The organism is Comamonas avium (assembly GCF_014836675.1).
In the GTDB taxonomy this organism is placed as follows: domain Bacteria; phylum Pseudomonadota; class Gammaproteobacteria; order Burkholderiales; family Burkholderiaceae_C; genus Comamonas; species Comamonas avium.
Genome location: NZ_JACSQK010000006.1, coordinates 192,109 through 209,113, shown reverse-complemented (window position 1 = coordinate 209,113; position 17,005 = coordinate 192,109). Strand labels below are relative to the sequence as shown.

Annotated in this window: 19 protein-coding genes and 1 tRNA gene; 12 read left to right on the top strand and 8 right to left on the bottom strand. The window is 55.4% G+C overall.

Annotated elements, in window-relative coordinates; genetic code table 11:
- The 7 genes from H9646_RS13355 to folC form a co-directional block, all read right to left on the bottom strand.
- Positions 1 to 76 (bottom strand) — tRNA-Ala (locus tag H9646_RS13355).
- A gap of 61 nt (positions 77 to 137) precedes the next feature.
- Complete coding sequence (gene gltX, locus H9646_RS13350; RefSeq protein ID WP_191723859.1) at positions 138 to 1,544, bottom strand: glutamate--tRNA ligase; 1,407 nt, start codon at positions 1,542 to 1,544, stop codon at positions 138 to 140.
- Complete coding sequence (locus H9646_RS13345) at positions 1,544 to 2,755, bottom strand: O-succinylhomoserine sulfhydrylase (protein WP_191723858.1); 1,212 nt, start codon at positions 2,753 to 2,755, stop codon at positions 1,544 to 1,546. The genes gltX and H9646_RS13345 overlap by 1 nt, the downstream gene beginning before the upstream one ends.
- Positions 2,756 to 2,951: 196 nt before the next feature.
- On the bottom strand, positions 2,952 to 4,460 hold the full coding sequence (purF, locus tag H9646_RS13340) for an amidophosphoribosyltransferase (RefSeq protein ID WP_191723857.1): 1,509 nt from the start codon (positions 4,458 to 4,460) through the stop codon (positions 2,952 to 2,954).
- 83 nt (positions 4,461 to 4,543) lie between these two features.
- Positions 4,544 to 5,035, bottom strand: a complete 492-nt coding sequence (locus tag H9646_RS13335) for a CvpA family protein (RefSeq protein ID WP_191723856.1) — start codon at positions 5,033 to 5,035, stop codon at positions 4,544 to 4,546.
- A 44-nt stretch (positions 5,036 to 5,079) separates the two neighbouring features.
- On the bottom strand, positions 5,080 to 5,931 hold the full coding sequence (locus H9646_RS13330) for an SPOR domain-containing protein (protein WP_191723855.1): 852 nt from the start codon (positions 5,929 to 5,931) through the stop codon (positions 5,080 to 5,082).
- A 23-nt stretch (positions 5,932 to 5,954) separates the two neighbouring features.
- The gene (folC, locus tag H9646_RS13325; RefSeq protein ID WP_191723854.1) at positions 5,955 to 7,280 is read right to left on the bottom strand and encodes a bifunctional tetrahydrofolate synthase/dihydrofolate synthase; all 1,326 of its coding nucleotides are present in this window, start codon (positions 7,278 to 7,280) and stop codon (positions 5,955 to 5,957) included.
- Between the two features lie 47 nt (positions 7,281 to 7,327).
- On the opposite strand from folC, the gene H9646_RS13320 reads away from it, so the two are divergent.
- The 11 genes from H9646_RS13320 (at position 7,328) to H9646_RS13270 (ending at position 15,237) form a co-directional block, all read left to right on the top strand.
- Entirely contained in the window at positions 7,328 to 7,693 is a 366-nt protein-coding gene (locus H9646_RS13320) for an ArsC family reductase (protein WP_191723853.1), read from the top strand.
- Between the two features lie 55 nt (positions 7,694 to 7,748).
- Positions 7,749 to 8,240, top strand: a complete 492-nt coding sequence (locus tag H9646_RS13315) for a glycine zipper 2TM domain-containing protein (RefSeq protein WP_191723852.1) — start codon at positions 7,749 to 7,751, stop codon at positions 8,238 to 8,240.
- A 122-nt stretch (positions 8,241 to 8,362) separates the two neighbouring features.
- Positions 8,363 to 9,109, top strand: coding sequence for a glycine zipper 2TM domain-containing protein (locus H9646_RS13310; protein ID WP_191723851.1), 747 nt, complete (start codon positions 8,363 to 8,365; stop codon positions 9,107 to 9,109).
- 118 nt (positions 9,110 to 9,227) lie between these two features.
- Complete coding sequence (gene ppnP, locus H9646_RS13305; protein ID WP_191723850.1) at positions 9,228 to 9,545, top strand: pyrimidine/purine nucleoside phosphorylase; 318 nt, start codon at positions 9,228 to 9,230, stop codon at positions 9,543 to 9,545.
- 91 nt (positions 9,546 to 9,636) lie between these two features.
- The gene (argG, locus tag H9646_RS13300) at positions 9,637 to 10,974 is read left to right on the top strand and encodes an argininosuccinate synthase (RefSeq protein ID WP_191723849.1); all 1,338 of its coding nucleotides are present in this window, start codon (positions 9,637 to 9,639) and stop codon (positions 10,972 to 10,974) included.
- 202 nt (positions 10,975 to 11,176) lie between these two features.
- Positions 11,177 to 11,650, top strand: a complete 474-nt coding sequence (locus H9646_RS13295) for a hypothetical protein (RefSeq protein ID WP_191723848.1) — start codon at positions 11,177 to 11,179, stop codon at positions 11,648 to 11,650.
- Between the two features lie 175 nt (positions 11,651 to 11,825).
- Positions 11,826 to 12,590 carry a transporter substrate-binding domain-containing protein gene (locus tag H9646_RS13290; RefSeq protein WP_191723847.1) on the top strand — a complete coding sequence of 255 codons (765 nt, stop codon included), beginning with the start codon at positions 11,826 to 11,828 and terminating at the stop codon, positions 12,588 to 12,590.
- Between the two features lie 77 nt (positions 12,591 to 12,667).
- Complete coding sequence (locus tag H9646_RS13285) at positions 12,668 to 13,354, top strand: ABC transporter permease (RefSeq protein ID WP_191723846.1); 687 nt, start codon at positions 12,668 to 12,670, stop codon at positions 13,352 to 13,354.
- Positions 13,351 to 14,064 (top strand): ABC transporter permease, encoded by a 714-nt coding sequence (locus tag H9646_RS13280; RefSeq protein WP_191723845.1) that lies wholly within the window; start codon positions 13,351 to 13,353, stop codon positions 14,062 to 14,064. Before H9646_RS13285 ends, H9646_RS13280 begins: the two co-directional genes overlap by 4 nt.
- A 16-nt stretch (positions 14,065 to 14,080) precedes the next feature.
- Entirely contained in the window at positions 14,081 to 14,857 is a 777-nt protein-coding gene (locus H9646_RS13275; RefSeq protein WP_191723844.1) for an ABC transporter ATP-binding protein, read from the top strand.
- A gap of 137 nt (positions 14,858 to 14,994) precedes the next feature.
- A complete protein-coding gene (locus H9646_RS13270) occupies positions 14,995 to 15,237 on the top strand; it encodes a hypothetical protein (protein WP_191723843.1) in 243 nt (80 codons plus the stop codon).
- Between the two features lie 111 nt (positions 15,238 to 15,348).
- Here H9646_RS13270 and murB read toward each other — a convergent pair whose 3' ends face one another.
- Positions 15,349 to 16,428 (bottom strand): UDP-N-acetylmuramate dehydrogenase, encoded by a 1,080-nt coding sequence (gene murB / locus H9646_RS13265; protein ID WP_191723842.1) that lies wholly within the window; start codon positions 16,426 to 16,428, stop codon positions 15,349 to 15,351.
- An 87-nt stretch (positions 16,429 to 16,515) separates the two neighbouring features.
- On the opposite strand from murB, the gene H9646_RS13260 reads away from it, so the two are divergent.
- Positions 16,516 to 17,001 (top strand): YajQ family cyclic di-GMP-binding protein, encoded by a 486-nt coding sequence (locus tag H9646_RS13260; RefSeq protein ID WP_191723841.1) that lies wholly within the window; start codon positions 16,516 to 16,518, stop codon positions 16,999 to 17,001.
- The last annotated feature ends 4 nt before the right edge of the window (positions 17,002 to 17,005 follow it).

Here is a 17,005-nt window from a genome sequence, read left to right as displayed (position 1 = left end):
TGGTGGAGGTAAACGGGATCGAACCGATGACCTCTTGCATGCCATGCAAGCGCTCTCCCAGCTGAGCTATACCCCCACTTGACAACACAACAATTTAGTTATTGTGCTGCACAGAGACTCGAATTATAGACAGGTTTTTAACGGTTTTTCAAACGCGCAAGAATTTTTTCACGTCCAAGTAATTCCAGCACCGCATCTACCGATGGCGTATGCGCTGTGCCTACGGTCAATACACGTACGGGCATGGCCAAGACGGGCATTTTCACGCCCTGCGCTTTCAGCACTTCTTTAATCGCGGCAGAAATTGCTTCTTTATCCCACTGCACAGTTTCCATGGCTGCCGCAAATGCATCCAGTACTGGATTGGCAGCTTCGGTCACGTGCTTGGCAAAGTCTTCCTCGTTACGGTCTACACCGTCGACATAGAACAGCTTGGCCCAGTTGGCCAGATCCACCAGGGTTTCGCAGCGGTCCTTGAAGAGTGCACAAATGCGCACAAAACGGTCATCCGCATCAATCAGGGGTTCAGCTACACCCGCCTTGATCAGGAAAGGCTTGACCTTGGCAGCCAAAGCCACGTCGTCCATAGCCTTCAAGTGCTGGGCATTCACCCAGCGCAGCTTGGCTTCATCAAACTGACCTGCACTGCGCCCCAGGTGGTCCAGATTGAACCACTCCAAAAATTGCTGGCGCGAGAAGATTTCGTCGTCACCGTGGCTCCATCCCAAGCGGGCCAGATAGTTCACCATGGCATCGGCCAAGTAGCCTTCATCACGGTACTGGGTGACGGCTTTGGCACCATTGCGCTTGGACATTTTTTCACCCTGCTCGTTGAGCACGGTGGGCAGGTGGGCAAACACGGGCACTGCGGCACCCAAAGCCTCAAAGATGTGAATCTGGCGAGGCGTGTTGTTCACATGGTCGTCACCGCGAATCACATGGGTGATCGTCATGTCCATATCGTCGACACAGACACAGAAGTTGTAGGTGGGTGTGCCGTCTGGGCGGGCGATCACCAAGTCATCGAGCTCCGAGTTCTGAAACTCGATGCGACCCTTGCACTTGTCTTCCCAGGCAACAATGCCGTCCTTGGGGGTCTTGAAGCGCAGCACGGGTTTGACGCCTTCAGGAATGGCAGGCAGCACCTTTCCTTCTTCAGGGCGCCATGTGCCGTCGTAACGGGGCTTTTCCTTGTTGGCCATCTGCTTTTCGCGCAGCGCATCGAGCTCTTGCATGCTCATGTAGCAAGGGTAGACATAGCCTTTGGCCTGCAACTGAGCCAGCACTTGCTTGTAGCGATCCATACGCTGCATTTGAAAGAACGGACCCTCGTCGTGGGTCAGCTCCAGCCATTGCATACCCTCGATGATCACATCCACAGAAGCCTGGGTCGAGCGCTCTACATCGGTATCTTCAATACGCAAGATGAAATCACCACCATTGGCGCGCGCAAAAGCCCATGGATACAGGGCCGAACGGATATTGCCCAAGTGGATAAAACCAGTGGGCGAAGGTGCAAAGCGGGTGCGAATTTTTTGTGTCATTACAGTGTGTCCAGTCCGCGGGAAAGATCGACCTTGATATCGTTCAAGTGCTCCAAACCCACGGAGATGCGAATAAGTCCCTGACCCAGGCCTGCAGCTTGACGCTGCGCTTCTGTCAGACGGCCATGCGAGGTGCTGGCGGGATGGGTGATGGTGGTTTTCACATCACCCAAGTTAGCCGTAATGCTACACACCTGCGTATGGTCGACCACGTGAAAGGCATTCTTTCGCAGGTTTTCCGGCGTATCGCCCACAACGTCAAAGGAAAGCACACCGCCCCCCAGACCGTTTTGCTGGCGCATTGCCAGCTCGTACTGCGAATGGCTCTTCAGGCCGGGGTAGTACACGCGAGCCACTTTAGGGTGTGCCTCCAGCCATGCAGCCAGCTCCAGCGCTGCTGCGCTTTGCGCTTTAACGCGCAAGGCCAAGGTTTCCAAGCCTTTCATCACCGTCCAGGCATTGAAAGGCGCCGCATTCAGGCCACCGCTGCGCAGGAAAGTACCCATCACCTTATCAACCAGGGCGATAGAGCCGCATACAGCGCCAATCATGGTGCGGCCCTGCCCGTCCAGAAATTTGGTGCCAGAGTGCACAACAATGTCAGCGCCCAGTTTGGCTGGCTGCTGCAACACAGGTGTGGCAAAACTGTTGTCTACCGCCAGCAAGGCTCCATGGGCGTGCGCCAGCTCGGCCAAGGCGGCGATATCGCACAGATCTGTCAGAGGGTTGGTGGGCGTTTCCGCAAAGAACAGCCGCGTGTTGGGCTTGATGGCAGCCTTCCACTCGCTGATATCGGTTTGCGAGACAAATGTGGTCTCGACACCAAAGCGCGCCATTTCGGTGCCCAGCAACTTGATGGTGGAGCCAAACATGGACAGCGAGCAGATTACGTGATCACCCGCCTTCAACATGGTCAGTGCGACCAGCAAAATGGCTGACATCCCCGTGCTGGTGGCCACCGCGCATTCTGTGCCTTCCATAGCCGCCAAGCGCCGCTCAAAGCTGGTTACGGTGGGGTTGCCGGTGCGGCTGTAGGTGTAGCCGTCTTCCTGCGCTGCAAAGCGGCGGGCAGACGTTTCACAGTCAGGCTGCACAAAACTGCTGGTCATGTACAGCGCCTCGCAGTGCTCACCCCACTGGCTGCGGGGCAACGCTTCGCGCACTGCCAGGGTTTCAGGATGCAGGCCTTGTGGAAGTGTTGAATCGGTCACGGCGGCTATTCCTTGTTATGTCTTTGCGTCTTGGTAGAGTGCAAACAACGATGTTGCACCACGAAAAAAGGAGCAACGCACGCAGAGTAGACAAGGAATTCAAAGCAAAACCACTTTGAAGTACTTATTCCACCTGCGCTAGCAGCTCCTTTTATTGTGCCTGCGGGCTTATGACGCCCGGTTGTGAGCTTAGAGCTTATTGCTCCTGAGCATTGGGCAACGACAGGCGGGAAGTGTCCTGCGACTCTTCTTGCGCACCAGCATTGCGCCCTTCATTCAGCGCAGCCACTTCGGCCTCAGAGATATCACCCGTGACATAAATACCGTCAAAGCATGAGGCCTCAAAGCCCTTGACTGCCGGATTGATCTTTCCCACGGCTTGCTTCATGGCATCCACATCTTGGTAGATCAGCGCGTCACAGCCGATGACCTGGCGAATTTCTTCCACGGTGCGGCCATGGGCCACCAGCTCAGTGCGGGTGGGCATATCAATGCCGTACACGTTGGGATGGCGCACCGGTGGGGCGGCTGATGCCAGATACACCTTGTTGGCGCCTGCATCGCGTGCCATTTGCACAATCTCTTTGGAGGTAGTGCCGCGCACGATGGAGTCATCCACCAGCAGCACATTGCGGCCCTTGAACTCGCTGCCAATCGCGTTGAGCTTTTGGCGCACGGACTTTTTGCGCGCCCCTTGGCCCGGCATGATGAAAGTGCGACCCACGTAGCGGTTTTTCACAAAACCTTCACGATAGGGAATACCCAGCAGCTGCGCCAGCTGCATGGCGCTGGGGCGACTGGATTCAGGGATGGGAATGATGGCATCGATCTCTGCCGGGGGCACGGTGGAGATCACGCGCTTGGCCAGGGTTTCACCCATGTTCAAGCGTGCCTGGTAGACCGAAATGCCATCCATGGTGGAGTCAGGTCGTGCCAGGTACACGTACTCAAACACGCAGGGGTTCAGCACACTGTTTTCTGCACATTGCTCGGAATGCACCTGTCCATCGGTCGTGATGAACACCGCCTCACCCGGCGCCACGTCACGCTCCAGCGTATGCAAAGTGCCTTCAAGCGCCACAGATTCAGAAGCCAGCACCCAGGTGCCATCCGCACCTTTGCCCAGGCACAGGGGACGAATGCCGTAAGGGTCGCGGAAAGCCAGCAAACCGTAACCCGCAATCAAGGCGATCACTGCGTAAGAGCCCTTGATGCGCTTGTGTACCGCACGCACAGCCTTGAACACGTCTTGCGTCGTCAGCGGCACGCCGCTGGTGCTGCGACCCAGTTCATGGGCCAGCACATTGAGCAGCACCTCAGAGTCACTCTCGGTGTTGGTGTGGCGGTGGTCGGTGCTGGCCAGCTCTTCGCGCAATTGCTTGGCGTTCGTCAGGTTGCCGTTGTGCACCATCACAATGCCAAACGGTGCGTTCACGTAGAAAGGCTGGGCCTCTTCTTCGCTCTCTGCATTGCCTGCCGTGGGGTAACGTACCTGGCCCAAGCCAATCGTGCCAGGCAATGCGCGCATATTACGGGTGCGAAACACATCCTTCACCATGCCCTTGGCTTTGTGCATGAAGAACTTGCGCTCTTGCTGGGTGACGATACCGGCTGCATCTTGGCCGCGGTGCTGAAGCAGCAGCAAGGCGTCATAGATCAGTTGATTCACTGGCGTGGTACTGACCACCCCGACGATTCCACACATAGTCGCGTTCCATCAATCTGCGGGATTGCTCCCGCGGTATTTGCTTGAAAGCCGTGCCCAAGTCAGGCACAGCATTTACTCTCTCACGCGGAAGGCAACAGCCTTCCCCATTCCACGGACAAGGCGGGCAAGATGCTTGCCACCGCCTCTGTCAACCATGGTGCTGCCAAGGATTGTGTCCACCAACCTTGCGCATGCAGAGGCGTTGACACCACCACCACAGCCAGCACCAAAATCAGAACCGCTGCGCGCAACAGGCCAAACACAGCGCCCAGCGTACGGTCCACCGGCCGCAAACCTGCCGCTTCAACCAATTTTTTGGCCAAGGCGCTGAGCAGTCCCCATACAAAAACGGACAGCACAAAGGTCAGCACAAATCCAATGCCGTACTGCACAGTGGCGTCAAAGCCATCTACAGGCAACAAGGCCGCGACATCTTCAGCAAACAGGCGGGCCACAAAAAAACCAGCCACCCAGCCCACCAAAGAGAACAGCTCAAAAATCAGGCCACGCCAAGCACCCAGCAGCAAGGACACCACCAAAATGCCCAGCAACACACCATCCAAAACAGCCATGTGCTTTCAATGCCCTATTTGTAGGAAGTTATTGTCAGCCAGGCTTACAAAGTCAGCACCGATGCCGGCAGACCCAGGCCCTTGATGCGTGCCGCCGCCTGATCCGCATCACCACGCTGCTCGTAAGGGCCCACACGCACACGTGTGCGCTTGCCGTCTTTGGTATCTACCGCCTGGGTGTACGTCTTCAGGCCTGATCGCTCCAGCTTGCTGCGCACTTCATTCGCTTTGGCCACATCGGCAAAGGCACCCACTTGCACAATAAAGCGCCCTTGCTTGCTGGCCTCTACCTTGGCAGGCGCTGCAGCGGCGGCAGGCACACTGCGCCCCTCCAGCAAAGCACGGGCACGCTCAGCCTCACTCACCGGCTTGGGGGCAGGCACAGGCTTGGGCTCAGGCAATACGTCAGGCTTGGGCTCTGGCTTGGGCTCTGGCTTGGGCTCTGGCTTGGGCACCGCGGCAGGTGTATGTACAGGCTCAGGCACCAAGCGGGGCGGCTCTGGCGGCTTAGGCACCGTCAAAGGAGCGGGCTCATTCACCACCAGCTCTTCACCATCACCCAGCGCACCATCTGCAATAGGTGGCAAGGCCGAAGCAGGCGCAGACCCTTTGGGTTCCGTTTGAGCCTGTGCACCCGACACGATCAAAGGAGCCACCTGATTGCGATCCGGGATTTCAATCGGCACATCGACCGGAATCGGGCGCGGCTGGGTATCGAACAAGATGGGGAAACCAATCACCCCCAACACCACCAGAACAGCGGCGCCAATCAGGCGATGGCGCGCACGGCGGCGCATGTCATCTACGCTCTCTGCCTGCGCAGTGCGAGAACGCCGTACAGGCGTTTGCTCGCGCTCCTCTTTCTGACCAGGCCAACGGAATTTGAAAAGTGCCATGAAGATGCGTCGCGTAGCGGACCTTATTCGCCCAAATGTTTGGCGTGCAGGCGAGGTGGCCCATCTTTCAAAACCTCACCTACCGTATAGAACGAGCCAAAGACTACGATTCTATCAGCCGGGTCTGCTGCGCGTACGGCAGCATCCAAAGCGGCTTGCGGATTGGCATGCAAGCTGATGGGCACTTCCCGGCGCGTACCGCCAGCCACCACTTGCAGTGCGTTCATTTTTTGCTGCAAATTGGCAGCAGTCTCTGCACGCTCCGTCGGCAGATCGGTGAAATACCAGCGGTCAATCAAGACCCCGACTTTCATCAGCATCGGTGCCAAGTCTTTGTCCGCCATGGCTCCAAAGACTGCATGTGTTGTGGGGTAGTAACCCATGGCATCCAGATTGGCGGTCAGAGCGGCCACCGAATGCGGGTTGTGTGCCACATCCAGTACCAGCGTTGGCTGCCCTGGAATAATCTGAAAGCGGCCCGGCAGCTCCACCATGGCCAAGCCCGTGCGCACCGCTTGCGCTGTGACCGGCAACACAGGCCGCAGCGCTTCATAAGCGGCCAAAACCCCCGATGCATTCATCAACTGATTCGCACCACGCAAGGCGGGGTAAGACAAACCTGCATAGCGCCGGTCACGCCCAGCCCAACCCCACTGCTGCTTGTCCCCGTCATAGTTGAAGTCGCGGCCAAACAAACGCAAATCCGCACCAATCTCTGCCGCATGGTCAATCACGCTTTGCGGGGGAACGGGGTCACTGACCACCACCGGACGCCCGGCGCGCATGATGCCGGCCTTCTCACGGCCAATCGTCTCACGGTCATTGCCCAAAATAGCAGCGTGATCAATATCTACGCTGGTGATGATGGCGCAGTCTGCATCCACAATGTTGGTTGCATCCAAGCGCCCACCCAGCCCCACTTCCAAGATGGCAACATCCAGCTTGGCCAGGCTGAGCATGCGCATGATGGCCAACGTAGTGAACTCAAAGTACGTCAGCAATACCTCATCACCTTGCAAGCGAGCAGCTTCGACCGCTTCAAAGTGCGGCAAGAAATCGTCGGCCTTGGCGATCTCGCCATGGATGCGGCAACGCTCTTCAAAGTGCACCAAATGGGGCGATGTATAGACACCGGGCTTGTAGCCAGATTGCAGGGCCACGGCCTCCAGCATGGCACAGGTTGACCCCTTGCCATTGGTGCCTGCCACGGTGATCACAGGACAGTCGAATTTCAACTGCATGCGCTGCGCAACTTCGCGCACACGCTCAAGCCCCATGGCAATGGTTTGTGGATGAATTTGCTCGCAGTGCGCAAGCCATTCAGAAAGTGTGGAGAAAGTACTGTGCATACAGGGCATGATTGTGGCGCACCCACGCATGCATCACCATCAACACCATGAGTACCAACAAGATTATTCGTGTTTACGGCATCCCAAACTGTGACACTGTGAAAAAAGCACGCACCTGGCTTACCGAGCAAGGTTTGGATTACGAGTTTCACGACTTCAAAAAGCAAGGCGTACCCGCCGACAAGCTGGCGCTATGGCTGCAGGCAGTAGGCTGGGACAAGCTCACCAACCGCCAAGGAACCACTTGGCGCAAGCTGGATCCCAGCGTTCAAGCCAGCGTGACGGATGCGACCAGCGCCGCCCTGCTACTGCAAGACCATTGCAGCGTCATCAAGCGCCCTGTGGTGGAATGGGCAGATGGGCGTATCACCGTAGGTTTCAAAGCAGATGTCTGGCAAGCAGCCTTGGGATGAGTCCGGCAAGCACACCACACCAACAAATTACCCATCGCGTTCAGGAGACAACCCAGTGACCCTCACATCGCTTCAACGCATTAGCCTTGCTGTCGCCAGTGTGTGCTTGGGATCCAGCCTGCCTTTGGCAGCATCGGCACAGCAAAACTATGCCCGTGTGCTCAGCGCCACGCCCATCTATGAACAAGTGGCCGTGCCGCACGAAGAGTGCATGGACTATGCCCAGCGCACACGCTGCAAGACCAGCACCATCTATGAAGAGCAGTTGGTCGGCTATGACGTGCTCTACGAATACAACGGTCAGCAACACGCGCAGCGCATGGCGCACAACCCGGGCAAACGCATCCCCATACAGGCAGCCACCCCGGGCCACCGCTATGGCAGCAATGACCGCCCCAGCGCCAACAGCGTCACGCCCGGGCAAAAATCTTATGGCTCTGTGGCCCCAGGAGCCCCAGTGGTGGAAAGCATCGAGTACCGCAACAACGATGCAGACATCCCCGTCAATATCGAGATACACCCGGGTCGCCCGCAGCCTCGACGCTGAGCGCACACACCCCTCTTCAAATGAGGCGGTTTTTTACCCGTACCAGTGACCGTGGTGAAGCGACACACCTAAACTTGCGTGCGTAATCACACCCCGATTGCCATCTGGTCAGGAGCTTTTAGATGGGTATCAAGCAGTGGCTCACTATCACGAACACTATCGCTGTTACAGCAGGCCTGGCCTGCGCCAGCACCTTCGCCCAAGAGCAGGCACGCGTACTTTCAGTCATCCCAGTGATGCAGCAAGTGGGTGTGCCACAACAGTTTTGTGAAGATGTGCAGGTTGATGGCGGGCAACGCACCAATGGCACCGGCGCCATCATTGGCGCCGTTGTAGGTGGTGTAGCAGGCAATGCCCTCGGGCGCAGCAGTGGCCGCTCTGCTGCGCGAGGTTATTACAGCCCCCGCGGCTATCACGGCTACGGCCACCACAACTACCGCCAAGGTTCTGACCGGGGCGTTGCAACCATTGTGGGGGCCATTGCAGGCGGCCTGATTGGCAACGTCATCGAAAGCAGCAACAGCCAGCCACGCTACGAAACCGTGCGTCGCTGCACCAATGAAACCGTGTACGAAAACCATACCATCGGCTACGACGTGGCCTATGAGTATGCAGGCCGACGCTACACCACGCGGACTGGCAGTCACCCCGGAGCCTGGCTGCCAATTAACGTGCAGCCCCAAGCTGAAAACAGATATTCATCTTCGTACACCGCCAGTGCAAGGCATTTTTCAGGGCCCAGCGGTATCTACCAGCCAGCACCGGCCCATATGGTTGTGACCAACAACATCGCCTACGCACAGCCGGGCAACCCGTATGCAGCAGCGCCCACTCACCCAGCCTCGCCTCCCTCTGGACACTGGCGCTAAGCATTCAGCAAGCCCCTGCTCAGGGGCTTTTTCTCGTGCGTTTTGCGAAACCCCAAGGATGGCGCAGGTAGCCTAAAATGGACAGCTTCGATCCAACACCAGCGACTGCGCGTTCACCATGACTACCGAGCATTTCTCCAGCGTCACTTTGACCACCAAGGCCAACGTCTACTTTGACGGCAAGTGCGTAAGCCACAGCTTCACCTTGGCCGATGGCACCAAGAAATCCGTCGGCGTGGTTTTGCCCGCTACATTGACGTTTGGTACTGCCGCTGCAGAAATCATGGAATGCGTGGGTGGTTCTTGCGAATACAAACTGGACGGCAGCGGCACATGGCAAACCTCTAGCGCTGGCGAAAGCTTTCACATTCCCGCGAACTCCAAGTTCGACATCCGCGTGACTGAGGCTTACCACTACATCTGCCATTACGCCTAAGCCTTTGGGCTGGAGCAAATAATTTCAAGCCTTTTATGCCTCTAGCGCTTACTTAGCAAGCGTTGAAAGCTATTAATTTAAAGAGAATCTGATGGAAACCATTCTGCAATCCGTACCCGTCGGCCAAAAAGTCGGCATCGCCTTCTCCGGTGGCCTGGACACCAGTGCCGCATTGCGCTGGATGAAGAACAAGGGCGCTCTGCCCTACGCTTACACCGCCAATCTGGGCCAGCCTGACGAAGCCGACTACGACGAAATTCCCCGCAAGGCGATGGAATACGGCGCAGAACAAGCCCGCCTGATCGACTGCCGCCCTCAACTGGCCAATGAAGGCCTTGCTGCCATCCAGTCCGGTGCCTTCCATATTTCTACCGGCGGCATCACCTACTTCAACACCACGCCACTGGGCCGCGCCGTGACCGGCACCATGCTGGTTGCAGCCATGAAGGAAGATGACGTCAACATCTGGGGCGATGGCTCGACCTTCAAAGGCAACGACATCGAGCGCTTTTACCGTTATGGCCTGCTGACCAACCCTGACCTGAAGATCTACAAGCCTTGGCTGGATCAAACTTTCATTGACGAGCTTGGTGGCCGCTCTGAAATGTCGGCGTTCATGACCAAGGAAGGTTTCGGCTACAAGATGTCGGCCGAAAAAGCCTACTCCACCGACTCCAACATGCTGGGCGCCACCCACGAGGCCAAGGATCTGGAGCAACTGAACTCCGGCATTCGCATCGTCAACCCCATCATGGGCGTGGCATTCTGGAAGCCAGAAGTTGAAGTGAAGGCCGAAGAAGTCTCCATCACCTTTGACGAAGGCCGCCCCGTAGCCATCAACGGCAACGCTGTGACCGACCTGGTCGAAGTGTTCATGGAGCTCAACCGCATCGGTGGCCGCCACGGCATCGGCATGAGCGATCAGATTGAAAACCGCATCATTGAAGCTAAGAGCCGCGGCATTTACGAAGCACCCGGCATGGCGCTGTTGCATATTGCTTACGAGCGCCTGGTGTCAGGCATTCACAACGAGGACACCATCGAGCAGTACCGCATCAATGGCCTCAAGCTTGGACGCCTGCTGTACCAAGGCCGCTGGTTTGATCCACAGGCCATCATGCTGCGCGAAGCTTCGCAGCGCTGGGTAGCACGCGCCGTCACCGGCACCGTGACACTGGAGCTGCGCCGTGGCAATGATTACTCCATCCTCAACACAGAATCGCCCAACCTGACTTACGCACCTGAGCGCCTGTCCATGGAGAAGGTAGAAGACGCACCGTTCAGCCCAGCTGACCGCATCGGTCAACTGACCATGCGCAACCTGGACTTGATCGACACCCGCGACAAACTGGCGATTTACTCCAAGGCAGGACTGCTGAGTGTGAGCAGCGCCAGCGCCCTGCCTCAGTTGGGTAACGACAAGAAGTAATACTTGTCTTTGAGCGGGCAACTGCTCGAGTGTTCAACATTAAAAGCCGCTGTATCTCAGCGGCTTTTTTTATGCAGGAGCAACGGCACAGCGGTGCCAGCGCCGTCTTGCACCACTACAGCGATGCAAGAGTTTTTCCTACCAAGCACTTCAAGATGAAAGTGAAAACTGCTTCATCACTGAAAACAAGGAGTTTGCAACAATGAATTCTGCAATCCACCCCTTCAAAGCTGGCAAATGGATGGCCGCATTGGTCTTAGCCACAGCTCTACCCACAGCTTTTGCGGCTGACAACAACAAACCTGCCGGCCCTGCTGCCACGCCCACTCCGCAGCAACCCTTACCCAACCCTGCGGCAGAGCAAGCACTCAAAAAACACTTTCAAGCCATTTTTTCGGCACTTGAAGGCAAGACAGCGGTACCAGACGCCAAAAACTTCACCGAAGAATTCAACAAACAAGCCAGCTCCGATCAACTCAAACAAGTGTTTGCTCAAGTGCACCAGACCGTTGGCGACTGCCACATTGCGGGACAAATGCGCTCACCCATCTCCTACATCGGCAGCTACTTGCTGCAATGCGACAAAGCCTTTGTTCCCATGGACATCGCAGTAGAAGAACGTGCACCGTATCGCGTGCACAGTCTGCTCATACGCCCCAGCTACAACAAACCGTAATACCAGTCCAGCATTTTGTAACGACCTATCCTTTGTGTTTATCTCCACCACAAGGCTGTTCATATTGGTAAAAACGCAGTAAAAAAACATTCACTGACTCCTACAATGCAATCGCAACTTGGCATGCATCATGCGAATGCCAAGGCGTATATAACTACATTGAAGGAAGACTTGAATGACAAAGAATTTTGTAAGCTTGGCTTTATTGGCCGTTTGTGCAACAGCAGTACAAGCTGCTGATCTGAAGGTCGCAATTGACCCCACCTACGAACCCTTCACCTACAAAACTCCTGACGGCAAGCCCGCAGGCTTTGATGTAGACATTGCCAACGCCGTCTGTGCTGAAATCAAGCGCAACTGTGTATTTGTCGAACAAGTCTGGGACAGCATGATCCCCGGGCTTCAAGCGCGTAAATACGACGTGATCGTCAGCTCGCTATCGATCACCGACGAACGCAAGCGCGTCATTGACTTTTCCGACCGTTACTACAAGACACCCAGCGCCATTGTGGTGAAAAAGGGCACAGAGTACACAGGCCCGGCCTCGCTCAAGGGCAAGCGTATTGGTGTACTCAAAGGCAGCACCCAAGAAAAATGGGCGCTGGGCGAGCTCAAACCCGCCGGCGTCAATGTCATTCCTTACGAAGCGCAAGACCAGGTCTATCTGGACATAAACGCAGGCCGCTTGGACGGCACGGTGGCCGACAAGGTAGAAGTGCACGGCGGTTTCCTGCGCAAGCCTGAAGGCAAAGACTACGGCTATGTGGGCCAAGATCAGTATGAAACCAAGTACTACGGTGACGGTATTGGCATTGGCATGCGCAAGAACCAGAAAGATCTGAAAGAGCAGATCAACAAGGCGATCAAGACGATCCGCAGCAATGGCACCTACAGCACCATTGCCAAGAAGTACTTTGACTTTGACCCATACGGCAACTAAGCTTTAAGGCTGTCACTGCCCGCTGACCGGATTCTCCGGCTGCGGGCAGTCCTGTTTAGGAAAAGCGTCTGCTACGCATGAGCGATTACTACTTATCTATCCTGCAAGGGGCACTGCTGACTGTAGCTGTGTCCCTTGCTTCACTTGTTGTCTCTACGGTACTGGGACTGCTAGGCGCAACAGCCAAGCTGTCTGGTAAAAAACCACTCGTATGGATCTCTACCCTGTACACCACGGTGGTGCGCGGCATCCCTGAACTGGTGCTCATGCTGCTGATTTTTTATGGCGCAGCGATTGGTATTAATACCTTTTTTGAATCAATTGGTTCCGAATTCACGCTGGACCTCAACCCCTTTGTTGCGGGTGTTGGCACTCTCGGTTTTATTTATGGTGCCTACATGACAGAGACATTTCGTGGCGCCATTTTGTCGATCCCACGAGGGCAAATGGAAGCTGCATGGGCCTTCGGCATGGGTTCGACCCAGACCTTCATGCGCATCACCTTGCCGCAAATGGTGCGCTATGCATTGCCTGGTTTTACCAACAACTGGCTGGTGCTGATCAAGGCAACAGCGCTGGTCAGCCTGATTGGCCTGCATGACATGACCTATCTGGCCAAGCAAGCCAGCGCAGCAACGCGTGAGCCCTTTATCTTTTTGCTGTTTGCTGCGGCTTTGTACCTTGTGTTTACCAGTATTTCTCTGTGGGCACTCAAACGCCTGAATGCACGCTATAGCCTTGGTACAGAGAAGGTGCAGTTATGAGCTGGGACATCATCTTTCAACCTGAGCATCTGGCCATGTACGGCAACGGCTTGCTCACCACCTTGTGGTTGCTGATCTCCAGTTTGGCCATTGGCTGCATCTTGGCCTTGCTGGGGGCTATTGCCCTTACCAGTGGCAATCTTGTGCTCGAAAAAATTGTGGGAGCATTTACCTACTTCGTGCGTGGCACGCCCCTGCTGATTCAGGTTTACCTGATTTACTACGGCCTGGCACAGCTGGAATGGATTCAGACCCGCTGGGACGATGTCTGGCCGTGGACGCATTTTAAAGAACCATTTTTCTGCGCCTTCTTGGCTTTCACATTGAATACAGCAGGCTACACCGCAGAGATGCTGGCTGGAGCCATTCGTGAAACCAACCCTGGAGAGGTTGAAGCCGCACGCGCCATCGGTATGAGCCGCTGGCAAATCATGCTGCGCATCGTGCTACCCAGTGCTCTACGCCGTACCCTGCCACCGTATTGCAATGAGGCTGTCATGATGCTGCACTCAACCAGTTTGGCCAGTGTGGTGCCTGCTTTGACCGATGTCACAGCCGTTGCGAGCCGCATCTACTCGGACTACTACCTTCCTTTTGAGGCCTATCTGGCCGCTGCCGTTATTTATTTGTGCGTCACTTTTGCGCTGATTGGTTTTTTTCGATTGCTAGAAAAACGCTTTCTGGCCTATCTGGCACCTCGTACGCACTAACACCGCACACGCATCCATGACATCCACTGCATACAAACTTCAAGCCGAAGGTATCCACAAGAGCTATGGCAGCAACCATGTGCTCAAAGGCGTCACGCTGACCGCCAAGGCCGGGGACGTGATCAGCCTGATTGGCAGCTCTGGTTCCGGCAAATCAACATTGCTGCGCTGCATCAACCTGCTGGAAAAACCCCAGCAAGGCCGCATCGTAGTTGCAGGCCAGGAGCTGCAACTCAAACTTGGCCGCAAAGGCGAGCTGGAGCCTGTAAGTCCGAAACAATTGCAGCAATTGCGCACCAAGCTGTCCATGGTGTTTCAGCATTTCAACCTCTGGGCACACAAGACGGTTCTAGAAAACATCATCGAAGCGCCCATACATGTTTTGGGCCTGCCCAAAGAAGAGGCCATTGAACGTGCTCGTAAATACTTGCGCCTTGTGGGTCTTGAAAACAGGGAAGACACCTGGCCCAATCACATGAGTGGCGGCCAGCAACAACGCGTGGCGATCGCTCGCGCCCTCGCGGTTGAGCCTGAAGTCATGTTGTTTGACGAGCCCACCAGCGCTCTGGACCCTGAGCTGGTCGGTGAAGTACTGCGCGTGATGCAGGTCTTGGCCCAAGAAGGGCGCACCATGGTGGTCGTCACCCACGAAATAGGTTTTGCCCGTGAAGTCTCAAACCACGTGGTCTTTCTGCACCAAGGTTTGATCGAAGAACAAGGTCATCCACGCGAGGTGTTGAGCAATCCACAAAGCGAGCGTTTGGCCAAGTTTTTGTCGGGCAGCTTGAAGTAACTGAGTCACCCAAATTTCGCTTTGCTTGACCGCAGGCACACAAGCACTACGGAACTTTCTTTGACTTACCTCTCTCTATCTTTATGATGCATTACGCACTGCGTATGTATGAGACACATAAAGAAGGGAGAGACACCATGTCCAAAATCCAAACACAACCCTCGCACACCATCACGATTGACCGCTTCACGTTTGAGCCCAAGGCATTGCCTGAAGCTGATGGACGCTTTCACGCACAACTGACTGTCGATAGTGGCAACGGCGCGGGCCGCACTCAGCGTTTTTTCACATTCAAGCCTCTGTTCAAATCAGCAGATCGCGCTTTGGCATATGCGGCCCAGCAAGCTGGTGAGTGGATGAAACAAAAATCGCTGGCCTGATGTATTTACAGGTCTCTTCGCAGCCAGCACTGGAATACTGGCTGTAAACAAAAAAGCGCTGCGAAATTCACAGCGCTTTTTTAATGCCTAGGCTCTCATGTCTCGTCTGACTTAGAGGACAACGGGTTCAGGTTCCAAGCGTATTCCAAAACGCTCATAAACGCTGGTCTGAATTGCACCTGCCAGAGTCATTACCTCGCCGCCTGTCACGCTGTTTTCACCCGTCCCCCGGTTCACCAGCACCAGTGCCTGCTTCTCATAAACACCGGCATTGCCTACCGTCTTGCCTTTCCAGCCACAGGCATCAATCATCCAGCCTGCAGCCAGCTTGATAGAACCATTGGGCATCGCGTAATGCACAATTTTCGGCTCCCGCGCCAAGATGTCACGGCACTGATCGTCAGTCACGGTTGGGTTCTTAAAGAAACTGCCTGCATTACCGACCACTGCTGGATCGGGTAACTTGGCGCGGCGAATCGCCACCACCCAATCGAAGATTTGCTGCGCACTAGGATGTTCGACAGCTTCGTCCGATTGCTTACGCTGCAGATCCATGTATCCCAACTCAGGCTTCCAATGTTTGGGTAAAGCAAACCGCACCTTTGTAATCACCGCACGACCTGCCAGCCCCATGCCTTGCACCTTGGCCACTGGTGTACCCACGGGCGAGGCGGGTACATGTTTGAAGACAGAGTCTCGGTAGCCAAATGCGCACTGCGCTGCATCCAAAGTAAATGACTGACCACTGGCCAGGTCCACCGCATCTAATTCATAGAAACGGTCTTGCAGCTCAACGCCGTAGGCACCAATGTTCTGCACTGGCGCGGCCCCTACCGTGCCAGGGACCAAAGCCAGGTTTTCTAAGCCCGGGTAACCATGCTCAACGGTCCAAGCTACCAAATCATGCCAAAGCACGCCTGCTCCAGCCTCCACAATCCAATGGCTGTCCGTCTGTGCAATGGCTGCAATGCCAGCTATTTCCATTTTGAGCACCACTGCATCCGTGACATCGCCTGTCAGCACAATGTTGCTACCGCCGCCAAGTACAAATACTTTACGGCCCCGGTAATGTGGACTGGCAACAAACTCTTGCACATCGGCTGCGCTATGAATACGCACCAAGGTGTCTGCACTGGCCACAATGCCGAAGGTATTGCAATCCTGCAGGGGGGTATTTTTCTCGACTAACATCCTTGAGATTGTCGCACTGCACTCAGACCTGTGTCTGCTTGATCTGCCAAGTGCCTTGTCCACCACCCTATTTAAGAAAGTAAAACCATGCCATCGTTTGACACTGTGCTGGAAGCCGATTTCGTTGAAGTGAAGAACGCGGTTGAAAATGCCTCCAAGGAAATTGCCACCCGCTTCGACTTCAAAGGCACCTCAGCCGCCGTAGAGCTCAAAGACAAAGAAATCACCATGTTTGGTGATGCCGAGTTTCAACTGACACAGGTGGAGGACTTGTTGCGCAACAAGCTCACCAAGCGCAATGTGGATGTCCGCTTTCTGGACATTCAAAAGTCGCAAAAAATTGGTGGCGACAAGGTCAAGCAAGTCATCAAGGTCAAAAATGGCATTGAGTCCGAAATTGCCAAACAACTGCAAAAATTGATGAAGGAAAGCAAGCTGAAAGTGCAAGCTGCCATTCAAGAAGACAAAGTACGCATCACTGGCGCCAAACGCGATGATTTGCAAGCAGCGATGGCGCTGATCCGCGAGAAAATGGCAGACCATCCGCTGTCTTTTAACAACTTCCGTGACTGAACGT